Here is a 13,992-nt window from a genome sequence, read left to right as displayed (position 1 = left end):
GCTCGTTATATTAACAAATAAAAAGGCGAACAGAGCGTGTTATTTTGTTTTTTTACCAAGTTCATTCAGTATATTGGTGATTAATAGAAAACGCGATTTAGCATCTTCACTGGCCAATTTGAATTTAAGTTTGTTTGCCCCTTCCAGTTTATAAATGTTAGGTTGGGTTTGAATTAGGCCAATAATAAATACCGGGTCAACATTGGTTTTATCACTAAATTCAATTGAGCCGCCAGCAGGGCCTGCTTCAATACGGCGAATACCAATGTTTTGTGCTTTGAATCTTAGCTTAGCAATTTGAATAATATTTTTAGTCGCTTGCGGTAATAAGCCAAAACGGTCGATAAGTTCAACTTGAATTTCATCTAATGCCGCTTTAGTTTTGCAGCTCGCAATACGTTTATACAAACTGAGTCGTAGGCTAACATCAAAAATATAATCGTCTGGCAGTAGGGCAGGTACACGTAAATCAATCTCAGTTTGATCAGACATGACTTGATCTAACGATGGTTGCTTGCCTTCTTTAAGCGCGGCAACCGCTTGGTCAAGCATTTCCATATATAAGCTAAAACCTACTTGGCTCATCGAGCCACTTTGCTCTTCACCTAATAGCTCGCCGGCACCACGAATCTCTAAATCGTGTGTGGCTAAGGTAAAGCCAGCGCCTAAATCTTCAAGTGAGGCGATAGCATCTAGACGTTTTTTGGCATCTTTGGTCATGCGTTTTTCGTGCGGTGTTAATAAATAGGCGTAGGCTTGATGGTGCGAGCGTCCGACACGACCACGTAATTGATGCAACTGCGCCAAACCTAAATGATCGGCCCTGTCCATAATAATGGTATTGGCGGTAGGGACGTCGATACCGGTTTCAATAATCGTGGTACATACTAATACGTTGTAACGTTGATGATAAAAATCACCCATAATGCGCTCAAGTTCGCGCTCGCGCATTTGCCCATGGGCGGTAACAATTTTAGCTTCCGGCAGTAAGGTTTGAATATCGGCTGCGGTTTTCTCGATAGTATCAACGTTATTGTGTAGGAAATAGACCTGACCACCACGTAAAATTTCACGCAAGATTGATTCGCGAATTAAGGCGTCGTCACGTTGGCGAACAAAGGTTTTCACCGCTAATCGTTTTGCCGGAGGCGTGGCGATAATCGATAAATCGCGCATACCGCCCATCGCCATATTGAGTGTTCGAGGAATTGGCGTTGCGGTTAAGGTTAAAATGTCGACATTGGCGCGCAGCTGCTTTATTTTTTCTTTTTGCTTAACCCCAAAACGGTGTTCTTCATCAACAATTAATAAACCTAAATCGTGATATTTGATGCTATTTTGCAATAGTTTATGGGTGCCAATTAAAATGTCGATTTCACCCGATTCAACCTTTTTGATGACTTCATTTTGCTCTTTGGTTGTTTTAAAACGCGAGAGTACTTCAATGTTAACCGGCCAGTTGGCAAAGCGATCGCGAAAGTTTTCATAATGCTGCTGTGCAAGTAGCGTGGTCGGCACTAAAATCGCCACTTGTTTACTGTCGTTTACCGCGATAAATGCTGCGCGCATTGCCACTTCGGTTTTACCAAAACCTACATCGCCACACACTAAACGGTCCATGGCTTTTGCGGCTATCATGTCGTTGGTTACAGCATTAATCGCGGTTTCTTGGTCGAAGGTTTCTTCAAAACCAAAGCTGTCAGCAAAGGCGCGCATGTCTTTTTTGTCGTAATTAAAACCGTAACCTTTATTGCTCGCGCGTTTGGCATAAATGTCGAGTAAGTCTGCGGCAACATCACGTATTTTTTCAGCCGCTTTTTGCTTAGCTTTGCTCCAAGTATCGTTACCAAGTTTATGTAGCGGGGCATGTTCATTGTCGCTACCTGAGTATCGGCTGATCAAATGCAATGAGGCTACTGGTACGTATAATTTTGCGTCGTTGGCATAACTAAGCATTAAAAACTCAGTGGTAATGCCACCGGTTTCTAGGGTTTGCAAACCTAAGTATCGACCTATGCCATGCTCAATATGAACTACCGGCTGGCCGATTGTTAACTCGGCTAAATTTTTGAAAATGGCGTCAGCATGAATATCTTGCTGTTTGGCACGGCGACGAGATTGGCGAACACGATCGCCTAATAGCTCAGACTCGGTGATCAAGGCGATGGCATTTTTCTTAGCGACACCTTTTGCTTGAAAGACAAAACCTTGGGTAAGAGCGTTTACCGTGATCCCTTGTTTAGCGTCACTTTCAATAAATTCTTCAATGCAATTAAACAGTGGCGGTTTAATATTATTGCGCTGCAGTAGTTCAAGCACACTTTCACGTCGCCCTTGGCTTTCGGCAATGTATAAAATTTTGTCGGGTGTTTCTTTATCGCTAATAAAATGTTCAAGTAACTCAAAAGGCTGTTTAAGCTGATGATTAATCGTTAAATCAGGCAAGCTACCAACATTGTAGGTAATTTTTCTACCTTGGGTGTTTTGCGTTGAATCAGTACTTTCTTCTGAAGTTTTATCAGAGGTAATGGTGATGCGATCAAACGGTTTAAGCGCTGAATACAACTCTTCGATATTGAGAAACAGTTCATTTGGTGGCAACAATGGGCGCGTAGGGTCGTAACGTCTATCTTCATAACGATATTCTACATCGCTCCAGTAGTGGCTAAGCGCTTGTTCGATATCGCCGGAAATAACCACCAAGGTTTGCTCAGATAAGTAATCAAATAAGTTATTGGTTTGTTCAAAAAAGAGCGGTAAGTAATATTCGATACCGGCAGGCATAATGCCATTGCTGACTTGGTGGTAAATCGACTCTTTGTTAATCGCGCTGGTAAATTTTTCGCGGTATTGGCTGCGAAATAAATTAATGCCTGCTTTATCTAGCGGAAATTCGTGGGCAGGTAATAGGTTGATTGCATCAATTTTATCTTTCGAGCGCTGGCTTTCTGGGTCGAATAAACGTATTTCGTCGATTTCATCATCAAAAAAATCTAGGCGAAAAGGCGTTGTACTGCCCATAGGAAATAAATCTAATATCGCGCCTCGGGCTGAAAATTCGCCGTGCTCCATTACTTGGTCTACCGCGCGGTAACCACTTGCTTCTAATTCTTGGCGCAACTGATGTAGGTCTTTGTTGTCGCCTTTTTTAATAATTAAACTATTGGCTTCTAAATACTGTTTCGGTGCTAAGCGTTGTACTAAGGTGGAAATTGGCACAATGACAATGCCTTTGTCTAAGCGCGATAATTTATACAACGTGGCTAAGCGTTGAGAAATAATATCTTGATGTGGAGAAAAGGTATCGTACGGTAGCGTTTCCCAATCAGGAAATAGGCAAATAGCTAGGCTGTTGTCGTAATTTAAGCTTACTAACTCTTGCTCTAAGCGTAAGGCACTCGGGGTATCGTGAGTAATGAGCAATAGCGGAACAGTAGCCGACTTTGCCGCCTGAATAATTGCTAGCGCATTACTGCTTCCCGGTAAATTTGACCATGTTTTTTTGTCAGCATGCTGACCACGTCGTTGGGCAATGATCGGCGATAAAATACTAGGTAATTGACTCATGTTTTTCCGAATAGTAAAAGAATAATAACAGCGCAGCACATTCTAATTAAGGCAGGTAAAAAGTGCTACTGTTAGTGCGAGTAAATTAAACAAAAAATCGGCAGTCTTGCTAAGCCTTTTACTATAAATGGCATAAATAACACGGCAACTACGCCTAAGGCTTGGTTGTTTTCTAAACAGAATCTATACTTACCTGTGGGATCCATTTAAGGAGGATGCCTTATGACTATTCCTACTCGTTTACAGACCTATTTAAATGAACACCATATTAACTACCATGTAGTGCCGCACTTTCATACTGGCAGCTCTATCGCGACTGCAATTTCAGCTAATATTCCGTTAAATGAATTGGCAAAAGCGGTAATGCTTGAAGATCATCAAGGTAAAAGTGTTATGGCCGTTCTGCCCGCTAATCATAAAATCAGTTTATCAGCGCTTAATGATGAAATGCAGGCCAGTTATCGCCTAATGAAAGAGCATCAAGTCTACCAGCGTTTTAATGATTGCGAACATGGCGCAGTGCCACCAATTGGAGACGCTTACAATGTGCATGTAGTCTGTGAAAAGCAACTCGACCAGTTAGAGCAAGTTTATATTGAAGCAGGCGATCACCAAACCTTAATTTGTTTAGACAAAGAGGGCTATCAGCGCATGATGGCACAAGGTAAACACATTAGCTTTAGCCGCGAGGTTTATCATTAACTCAATTAACAGCTAAACGAATAAGAAAGCAAAAGCTTACGTTTGATAGGTTTTTGTTTTCTTTTGTTCCTAACGTTGATTTGTTGCCACATAGCAGGCGAGTTCTGTTAAAATGTTAAACAATTTTTAGAGCTCCACTGTAATTAGGACAATGCTTTGACCAATAATGACGTTTTACGCCGCTTGCGATATACCTTTAACTTTAACGATAAAAAAATGATCGCAATATTTGCGCTTGCAGAAAGTGACGTAAGCCGAGAGCAAGTAAGTAATTGGTTAAAAAAAGAAGATGATGCTGAAGCGGTGAATTTACCCGATACACAACTTGCCATCTTTTTAAATGGTCTGATTAATGACAAACGTGGCAAAAAAGAAGGCCCGCAACCTGCGCCAGAAAAGCGTATTAACAACAATATTATTTTAACTAAGTTAAAAATTGCGCTGAACTTAAAAGCCGAAGATATCATTGAGATCCTCGCCTCTGTTGATTTTCGTTTAAGCAAACCTGAATTAAGTGCATTTTCAAGAAAACCTGATCACAAACATTTTCGCCAATGTAAAGACCAAGTGCTGCGTAATTTATTGCAAGGCTTAGAGAAAAAATACTTTGTTAAGCGTCCTGAAAAGTTTATCAGTAAACGCAGTGACGCTAAAGACGAAACGACAGAACAAGCGCAAAACATGTCGTATAAAAATGCTCGTCCACAAGCGAGCAAAATTTACGTTAACCCAAACAAAAAAGCGGCTGAAAAGCCTAAGTCTGAACGTAAAGTCTTAAAATTAAAACCTGAGGATATTTATAAGCAATAGCAAAGTTGCTGATTTAGCATTATTGTTCACATAAGGCATTGACGCATTTTAATACTATTAATTTACTGGGGCAGGTAGTGTTTTAAACAATGCCAGTTCACAATCTGAGAAAGCCCAAAAGGTTTTAAAAATTTCCCGCTGGAAAATGGCTCAAGTTATTAATGAATTTAGTATAATTCAATGCCAGTACAGTACCAAAAAAGCCACTAACCTTCGGTTAACGGCTTGCAACAATTTGTCTTAGTAACTAAATCGAAACCAAAGCAGTTTTACAAAGACACTTTAGTTTCTATTAAAAACAACATTTATATTTACCAATTGTCAGTTCTAAACGATGACGCTGGTAACCCAGCAGTATTGAACAAGCTGGCTTCCGGGCAGTTTTCAAACGCGTATCGTGCAGCTTCAGGTGATTTTACTTTGTCACTCCATACCGTTACCGTTGTTTTCTTATAATCTATTTTGGCTTTGGCAGGGTAAAACTGTTTGTCTTTACCTGATATTTCAAACCCTGTTAGTGGTTTATTGAAAGTTGAGAGTCCAAGCGGTACATGGTCAAACGTCAATGTGATCCTACCGTTATCTGTTTTACTCATTGAACGATATACCGGACCTGATTTTTGCACTTTGTCATAACCGTATTGTTGATTGAATGCCCAATAGGACAAGCGCTCTCCAACGCCTTGCTTTTGAGAAGGGTGGATATTGGCACATTCACCAATATCTAAGATTACCGCCATACCCGTGTTACTTACATTTTTCATTGTAAGTAACTGTGCTTCGCGCAGATAGGCTGAATTACCTTCACGATGCGATTTAGGTGAAATTTGCACAAAGTAAAATGGCAATTCTGGTTGTTGCCATCGTTCACGCCATGAATTAATCATGGCAGGGAAAAGTGTTTGATATTCTTTTGGTTGCTTCCAGTTAGCCTCACCTTGATACCATAAAATACCTCGTATCGTCAGCCCTAAGTATGGATGAACCATGGCATTGTATAAGTGCGATGGTCTCTTTGGCGATGGCTGTTCACCGGCTAAAACCGTTTCGTATGAATAGCCTTTATAGCTTTTTAGTACCTCGGCAGGCAGCCATGCTTCAACTGGCGACCCTCCCCATGAAGAATGAACAATACCGATGGGCACTTTTAGTACTTGTTGTAATTTTCGTGCAAAAAAATAGCCAACCGCACTAAAACTACCTGTAGTCGCTTGCGACGCAGATTGCCATTGTCCTTTGATGTCATTTTGTTCTGTTGGTGTTGATGTAAGCTCTGCGTAAAACATTCTTACGTGATCATTTTCTGAGGTTAAAATAGCGTCATTACTACCAATGATTGGTTGATTCAATGAACCTTCAACACGCATTGCCATATTTGATTGACCGGATGCAAACCACACTTCGCCAAGTAAAATATCACTCACAGTTAATTTGCTACTTCCTTGTACTTTAATATGATGTTTTTTAAAGTCGGTACTTGGAGTATTTAATTTTACTCGCCAAACGCCATTATTATTGGTGATTGCTGAGGTTTTAACACCCCACGATGTTTCAATGGTTACTTTTTTATGTGCTTTATCAAACCCCCAAAAAGCAGTTTCATTATTTTGTTGCAATACCATACCGTTCTGAAAGAACGAAGGAACCGACGTTTGGGCGTTACATGTACTGATCATTCCCCAAAGAACAATGGCAACAAGGTAGCTTTTTTTTAACATTTAATATCCCTGATTTTATTTTTATTTATGTACGATGGATAACAATCGCTAATAGGCTAATCATATTAGTAGTAGCTCATAAGTTTTACATAATAAGTTAATTGTTAACTAAAGACAATTGAGGCTGTAAGGTTTATTTAGTATAAAAATAAAATTGGCATGACTAACCTCGGGCAGAGAAATATTGCCACTTTATTGTGTAAGCGTCTTGTTGATCTAGATACTTAAAAAGCACAGCAATGCAATATTAAGTGGCGTTTGAAGAAGCAGGTGCTAGATATTACTTGAAGGGGGGGGTATGAGACCCTGCTACAAAATGTATTACAGGGTCATTTTAAATCAAAGCTATTTTCTAATGAATTAATTAATTACATTAGGCTTAGTTGTACTACAAGCCGGTAAATCAAAAGTAACATTTGATACTTTAACATTACTCTCCACAATACCTTGTCCAGCAAGAATCGTTACATCACACGTACCTTCATCTTTACCGTCAAAATGTATTTTATCATCACTATTATCATTGCCATTAAATGCATTTAGGGCAACAGTACCATTTTTCATTGTGCCCACTTCAATGCTCTCACCTTCTTTCACATGTAAATATTTAGAAATTTTAGTTGAGTCATTAAAGGTATTACCGGCAATATAAATATTTCTTGAACCATAAGCGTGGACATCACGTTTACAATCTGCATCAATATGGCCTGGCGTAATGAACACTTCAATTTGGCCTAAATTTTTACATACAGTATTCAATAAATATCTGTATTCAAACGGTTGTTTCGTTACGACTCGATGACGCATTCCTTTCTCAGAACATAGCTTTGTAGTCTGATCTTTATTGGTGAAAATCTGCATTATCCTGAAAATAAGCGCCAATATTTTGTAATTCAATATTAAATGGCGTGAGACTGAATATTTCCAGCCGAAAGGGATTTAAAAATCTATTGGGCTTTCTCAAATGGTTGTGGGTGCTTTGAACGATAGATTATCTAACAGAGTCTTAGTGCGTGAAGTAAGCGTTAGATGTTACCTAAGAATATCGTGCCCGATATCTTCGGCGAACAACCGAGCTTTAATTGATTTGCAAATGATGAACGGCTTATCAACAAGTAGAAAGGTTATCAGTAGGCGTTTTTCATTTGTCGCCAAATATTAGTTAGATGCTATACGTTATAGATGATGTTGTTAAGTTTTACTAGCCGATTAACAGCAAATATCAAACGCGTTAATTAGCCCATTTGGCATAAAATATTGATGCAAAATAACTATTTATTATGGTGAGTATTTATAATACTGTCATATTATTCTTCTAATAATACTTATAAAGCATAGGAGTTTTCATGCAAGAAAGAACAGTTCCGGCTTGGTTTACGATTGTCGTGGTATTTGCCATTGTATGGAATTTAATGGGGGTAATGGCGTTTGTGGGTCAAATGATGATGACACCAGAAGCAATAGCACAATTACCCGCAGAGCAACAAAATATGCACTTGAATACGCCGCTTTGGGCAAACATTGCCTTTGGCATTGCCGTGATTGCGGGCACGCTTGGCTGTATTGCTTTATTTTTAAAAAAGGTATGGGCAATTAAGCTTTTTCAATTATCGTTAGTTGGTGTTGCCGTGCAAATGTTCAACGCTTTTGTTTTAAGTGACGCACTGACGGTATTTGGTCCTGGTGGTTTAGTGATGCCTGTGATGATTATCGTAATTGCTGTAGCGTTATTACTATTTGCCAACAAGTGTCAAAAAGAAGCGTGGATCAGCTAAGTCATAATGTTTAACAATAATGTTATTATTTTAAAAGGGAGCGATTATGCTCCCTTTCTCTTGGCTTAGATTTTATAATTGTCGTGGATTTCTTGAGCTGCCTTTTTGCGTTACAGCGCCCAGTTTTTCCTAATCTAGGACTAATCATCACTAGCTTCTTAACTGAACCCATCGCTAAATTGAAAAATACGGCTAAATTTGAAATGTTGTGTGTTTTATGAGCGAATATGTGACGATAAATTTTATTCTGTTGGAAAATGTAATAATCCTTATAAAAATTGTGGTTTATTTGCTCTGCCTGTCGAACAGTTGATTTAAATCAAAACACTTTTGTTCATTAGCCATAAAATACAAAAATAGTATTTTTAACAGAGAAGTTTTTATGGCCGATAATAAAAAGCCTATTGTGTATTCATGTTCAGGGTGTTCTAACCTTGCACGTATGGCTCATGATATTGCCTTAAACATGGACAGTGATGGCATTGCTGAGATGTCTTGTATTTCTGGTGTTATAGGTAAAGTTGGCCCAATTGAAGCAATGGCAAAATCAGGGCGTCCTATCATCGCGATTGACGGCTGTTCACTTGCTTGTACTAAAGCGTGTTTAGATGCTTGTGACCTAACACCGAGTCATTATTATGATATTAGTCAATTTGGTTTTGAAAAACGCAGCAAATGGCAAGACTCGCTTACCGAAAACAGTATTGCGATGAATAATATTTATGAAGACTTATTCAAAGCAGGTCTTAGCTTCTCTAAAGATTAAACCTCAAATGAATATCATGTGAAAAAGCTAAGTTACTTTTTTGGTAGCTTAGCTTTTTTTACGTGTAAATTTTACCGGCTTAACCATTTTTAAAGACGAGTTAATCGCATGAGAGCGTCTGGTTTTATTAAAACAATTTTACCTGATGATGTTCAAGGAGCTAAGCATCAGCGCTTTGTTGTGCAACTGACTAATCATAAAACGGTGTTAGTGATTCACAATATTGATATTTCGGGGAAAATTGGCCAGCTAAAAGTGGGAGCTAAAATCAGTTTTCAGGGCGAGTTTATTTGGAATAATCGTGGCGGTATGGTGCACTGGACTCATAAAGATCCGCACGGTAAACACTCTGATGGTTGGATAAAGTATCAAGGGAAAATTTATCAATAATCAGCCAATGCTCAGTCGAGAATCAGTTACATACAAAGCCAGTCATTGATGCACCAACTGGCTTTGTATGTAACTGATTATATTATCGGAGTGATAAAAGTTATACCTTAGCTAACGCTTGTTCGATATCAGCAATAATATCGTCAACATCTTCTATCCCCACTGAAATACGCACTAATTCTTCAGAAACGCCCGCAGATTTTAACTCTTGTGGGTTCAATTGTCTGTGAGTGGTTGAGGCAGGGTGACAAGCAAGAGATTTTGCATCACCAATGTTCACTAAGCGTAAAATCATTTGCAGTGCATCGATGAATTTTCCACCCGCTTCACTACCACCTTTAATGCCAAAGCTTAAAATACCTGAGGCTTTGCCCTGACACATGGTGTGGGCAAGCTGATGATATGGACTGCTTTCTAAGCCGGCATAATTAACCCAAGTGACTTTTTCGTGATCATTTAAGTAATTTGCAACTTTTAGGGCATTTTCACAATGACGCTCCATGCGCAAACATAAGGTTTCTAAACCTTGCATAATCAAAAACGCGTTGTGAGGCGAAATTGCGGCACCGGTATTTCTAAGAGGGACAACGCGGCAACGTCCAATGTAGGCAGCAGCACCTAAAGCTTCAGTATAGACAACACCGTGGTATGAAGGATCAGGTTCGTTCAACATCGGAAAACGGGCTTTATTGGCAACCCAGTCAAACTTTCCAGAATCGACAATCATGCCGCCAACACTGGTGCCATGACCGCCAATATATTTGGTCAGTGAATGAACCACAATTGCGGCGCCATGCTCGATTGGGCGACATAAAACCGGGCTTGCCACCGTATTATCAACAATAAGTGGCACGCCATGCTTTGCACCTATTTTCGCTAGAGCGGCCAAATCAATAATATTGCCGGCAGGGTTACCAATCGATTCACAAAATATAGCGCGTGTATTGTCATCAATCAGCGCTTCAAAGTCTGCAAGTTTATCGCCTGAGGCAAAGCGCACTTCAACCCCTTGTCTTGGCAAAGTATGGGCAAATAAATTATAGGTACCGCCATATAATTGGCTGGTACTAATAATATTGTCACCGACAGAGGTAATGGCCTGAATTGCGTAAGTGATTGCCGCCATCCCCGACGCAAGTGCAAGGCCTGCAATACCGCCTTCCATTGCTGATACACGTTGCTCTAATACATCTGTTGTCGGGTTCATGATGCGAGTATAAATATTGCCTGGCACTTTTAAATCGAATAAATCTGCGCCATGTTGTGTGCTATCAAACGTATACGAAGTGGTTTGATAAATAGGTGTTGTTGCAGCTTTTGTGGTCGCTTCTGATTCATAGCCATGGTGCAAAGCTAGAGATGCTAACTTCATGTTATCTTCCTTTTATCTTGTTTTATTATTCAGCGCCTTAAATGCAGTGGCAACTGTGCTGAGTTATTTGGTTTGATTTACTGTAACGAGCAGAAAAATAAAAAGAAAGTAATACGGTGAATTTTTACGCGATTAAATCAACATTTGTTAATTTAGTATTGGTTGGAAGATGAGATTGTTGGTATTTAACGCCCAACAATACATTGGGCGTTTATATTTTTAGCTTTTAGCTTTTAGCTTTTAGCTTTTAGCTTTTAGCTTTTAGCTTCTAGCTTTCAACTTCTAGCTTTTAGCTAAGTCATGTTCGCTTAATAAACGATATCAACTGTTTCTGATACGGTTTTAGCATTGTTGACGGCTTGTTCAATGGTTTCGCCTTTTGCAATGGCAACGCCAAGGCGACGTGGTCCATTGATATTAGGCTTAGCAAAGAAGCGTAACTGCGCGCCAGGTACTTGGCGAAGCGCATCGCCAACGTGCGCAAATTGAATATCTTCTGATTGTCCCAAGCCTTTAATTACACTTGATGCGGTTGGACCAAATTGCGCAATCTTGCCAATTGGCAAAGCTAAAATCGCGCGAACATGCAATGCAAATTCAGACAAGTCTTGCGACATTAAGGTGACTAACCCTGTATCGTGTGGGCGTGGCGATACTTCACTAAAATAGACTTGATCGCCTTTAATGAAAAATTCCATGCCGAATAAACCATAACCGCCTAATTCAGTGACAACTTTAGCCGCAATTTCTTGGGCTGACGCTAATGCTTTATCAGACATCACTTGTGGCTGCCAAGACTCGCGATAATCACCATCTTCTTGACGATGACCAATAGGTGCACAAAAATGAATACCATCAACGGCGCTAATGGTTAGTAAGGTAATTTCATAATCAAAATCGACAAAACCTTCGATGATAATGCGTCCTTCACCAGTGCGTCCGCCTTCTTGTGAGTAAGTCCAAGAGGCATCTAAATCTGCGGCGGTTTTAACGACACTTTGACCTTTACCTGAACTACTCATTACTGGCTTTATTACACAAGGCATGCCAATAGACTCAACTGCCGCTAAGTATTCTTCTTTGGTATCTGCAAATTGGTAAGGCGAGGTTGAAATGCTTAGCGTTTCAGCGGCTAGGCGACGAATACCTTCGCGGTCCATCGTAAGCTGAGTTGCTCGGGCACTTGGAATAATATTAACACCATTTTGCTCAAGTGTTACTAAGCTATCAGTTGCAATCGCTTCAACTTCAGGAATAACTAGGTCGGGCTTTTCAAGTGCGACAATCTCTTCAATACGCTTGCCGTCTAACATGTTCACTACGTAATGCTTATGAGCAACTTGCATGGCTGGCGCATTTTCATAGCTGTCACAAGCGATCACTTCGACACCCAAACGTTGTAGCTCAATGGCGACTTCTTTTCCAAGTTCACCTGAACCTAATAGTAGGGCTTTTGTTGCGCTTTTTGAGGTTGCGCTACCCAATATTGCTATAGACATAATTTCAACTCTTTAAGATTAGTTTCTGAAACTTTTTCAATGTATTAGTGCTTAGGGGCTGTAGCTAATATTTCACCAATATATTGTTTAATCAAGGCAATGATCAATTGGTGACAATTTTACCCGATTTAGGCGGTAAGGGTTATTAAAACTTGTTACTGAAAATTAGTAAATTAAATTTAAGAGGAGTTTGGTGTAAAAGCAGTGACTATAGACCCTAGCGGCGTTTTATTGACAACAGGTATGAGGAAGTTACGTTTGAATAGATGGAAGATATCGCTTGGCTGCAATTTATAACAAAGTGTTGATTTTGACGCGTTGAGCTTTTGATTACACTATGTTTTTGATTTTCACTAGTGATCTTTATGAATAAAGCCATTCCCTTTGTTTTTATCTTTTTGTGGAGTACTGGGTTTATCGCCATTAAGTACGGTTTGCAATATAGCTCGACCACCGATTTTTTATTACTGCGAACCTTGGCTAATGTTGTTATTTTTGCTCTGTTAGTCGCTTTTGTTCGTTCATCAAATTTTCGAGATCTAAATATTGTCCATGCCATGGTTGCCGGGCTTTTTGTTCATGGTGGTTACCAACTCGGTATATTTTTAGCCATAGATGAAGGCATGCCAGCAGGTCTTACGGGAATTATTGTTGGCTTTCAACCACTATTAACCGCCTTTATTGCCGTTTCTGTATTGCAAGAGCAACTTAACAAGGTGCAATGGTTCGCCTTACTTGTCGGTTTGTTTGGCTTGATTTTGGTCGTCTCAGGTGGACTAAAAACTGACACCGTCACCCCCTCTGGTATTGTCCTCGCTATTATTGCGTTATTGGGCATCACAATTGGCACGGTTTATCAAAAACGGTATTGTAAAAACCAAGCATTATTACCGAGTGTTTTTTGGCAATACGTGCCGTGCGTATTTTTGTTTGCCTTAATGGCAAATTCTCGGCCATTAACCGATATTATTTGGCACCCAGAGTTTATTTTTAGCCTTGCTTGGTTAGTTATTGCTTTATCGGTGGTTGCCATTTTATTACTGTTTTATATGGTAGATCGCGGTGACGCCGCCAAAGTTACCAGTTACTTTTATTTAGTTCCGCCGCTTACTGCGTTAGAAGCTTGGTATTTGTTTGATGAAAGCTTAAGCGTAAAAACGATAGTCGGCATGGTGTTATGCGCATTAAGTGTTGTGTTGATGGTGAAATGTGCCAGTGGTGACATTAACGAACACAATGAAGAAAGCCGTGACTATAATGACGTCGGTAACGCTGAAGAAGCTAATAACGTATCGGCTAGCCAAGCGAGTGATAGTAAATCGAGCGGTTTTACTGAAAATGATTGCCCATCAATGAATGTTAAAAGTTCGGCGCAAGTGGTGTAGTTCGTAAA

The 13,992-nt window shown here is 39.8% G+C and carries 10 protein-coding genes and 1 pseudogene; 6 read left to right on the top strand and 5 right to left on the bottom strand.

Going from position 1 to position 13,992, the window contains the following annotated elements; translation table 11 throughout:
* Positions 1 to 39 precede the first annotated feature (39 nt).
* Positions 40 to 3,567, bottom strand: coding sequence for a transcription-repair coupling factor (gene mfd, locus ACRRSQ_RS09200; RefSeq protein WP_440875440.1), 3,528 nt, complete (start codon positions 3,565 to 3,567; stop codon positions 40 to 42).
* Between the two features lie 222 nt (positions 3,568 to 3,789).
* On the opposite strand from mfd, the gene ACRRSQ_RS09195 reads away from it, so the two are divergent.
* Both ACRRSQ_RS09195 and ACRRSQ_RS09190 read left to right on the top strand, forming a co-directional pair.
* On the top strand, positions 3,790 to 4,269 hold the full coding sequence (locus ACRRSQ_RS09195; protein WP_440875439.1) for an aminoacyl-tRNA deacylase: 480 nt from the start codon (positions 3,790 to 3,792) through the stop codon (positions 4,267 to 4,269).
* Between the two features lie 156 nt (positions 4,270 to 4,425).
* Positions 4,426 to 4,893: pseudogene (locus ACRRSQ_RS09190) on the top strand (DUF1456 family protein); the annotation flags it as partial.
* Between the two features lie 497 nt (positions 4,894 to 5,390).
* Here ACRRSQ_RS09190 and ACRRSQ_RS09185 read toward each other — a convergent pair.
* Entirely contained in the window at positions 5,391 to 6,797 is a 1,407-nt protein-coding gene (locus ACRRSQ_RS09185) for a sialate O-acetylesterase (RefSeq protein ID WP_440875438.1), read from the bottom strand.
* A 360-nt stretch (positions 6,798 to 7,157) separates the two neighbouring features.
* On the bottom strand, positions 7,158 to 7,604 hold the full coding sequence (locus tag ACRRSQ_RS09180) for a hypothetical protein (RefSeq protein ID WP_440875437.1): 447 nt from the start codon (positions 7,602 to 7,604) through the stop codon (positions 7,158 to 7,160).
* A 539-nt stretch (positions 7,605 to 8,143) separates the two neighbouring features.
* Here ACRRSQ_RS09180 and ACRRSQ_RS09175 point away from each other — a divergent pair.
* The 3 genes from ACRRSQ_RS09175 to ACRRSQ_RS09165 all read left to right on the top strand — a co-directional run bounded on the left by ACRRSQ_RS09175 (position 8,144) and on the right by ACRRSQ_RS09165 (position 9,728).
* Complete coding sequence (locus tag ACRRSQ_RS09175; protein WP_440875436.1) at positions 8,144 to 8,572, top strand: hypothetical protein; 429 nt, start codon at positions 8,144 to 8,146, stop codon at positions 8,570 to 8,572.
* Between the two features lie 382 nt (positions 8,573 to 8,954).
* Positions 8,955 to 9,338 carry a putative zinc-binding protein gene (locus ACRRSQ_RS09170; protein WP_440875435.1) on the top strand — a complete coding sequence of 128 codons (384 nt, stop codon included), beginning with the start codon at positions 8,955 to 8,957 and terminating at the stop codon, positions 9,336 to 9,338.
* 108 nt (positions 9,339 to 9,446) lie between these two features.
* The gene (locus ACRRSQ_RS09165) at positions 9,447 to 9,728 is read left to right on the top strand and encodes a DUF3465 domain-containing protein (RefSeq protein WP_440875434.1); all 282 of its coding nucleotides are present in this window, start codon (positions 9,447 to 9,449) and stop codon (positions 9,726 to 9,728) included.
* Between the two features lie 100 nt (positions 9,729 to 9,828).
* On the opposite strand, the gene ACRRSQ_RS09160 is transcribed toward ACRRSQ_RS09165, so the two are convergent.
* Both ACRRSQ_RS09160 and purT read right to left on the bottom strand, forming a co-directional pair.
* Positions 9,829 to 11,100, bottom strand: coding sequence for an O-acetylhomoserine aminocarboxypropyltransferase/cysteine synthase family protein (locus ACRRSQ_RS09160; protein WP_440875433.1), 1,272 nt, complete (start codon positions 11,098 to 11,100; stop codon positions 9,829 to 9,831).
* A 308-nt stretch (positions 11,101 to 11,408) separates the two neighbouring features.
* Positions 11,409 to 12,599 carry a formate-dependent phosphoribosylglycinamide formyltransferase gene (purT, locus tag ACRRSQ_RS09155; RefSeq protein WP_440875432.1) on the bottom strand — a complete coding sequence of 397 codons (1,191 nt, stop codon included), beginning with the start codon at positions 12,597 to 12,599 and terminating at the stop codon, positions 11,409 to 11,411.
* Positions 12,600 to 12,964: 365 nt separating this feature from the next.
* On the opposite strand from purT, the gene ACRRSQ_RS09150 reads away from it, so the two are divergent.
* Positions 12,965 to 13,984, top strand: a complete 1,020-nt coding sequence (locus tag ACRRSQ_RS09150; RefSeq protein WP_440875431.1) for a DMT family transporter — start codon at positions 12,965 to 12,967, stop codon at positions 13,982 to 13,984.
* Positions 13,985 to 13,992 lie beyond the last annotated feature (8 nt).

The sequence above is a fragment of the Thalassotalea sp. PLHSN55 genome (assembly GCF_052030545.1).
Taxonomy (GTDB): domain Bacteria; phylum Pseudomonadota; class Gammaproteobacteria; order Enterobacterales; family Alteromonadaceae; genus CANMXU01.
The sequence above is the reverse complement of the archived record's forward strand: the minus strand, read 5'-3'. Positions and strand labels throughout refer to the sequence as shown.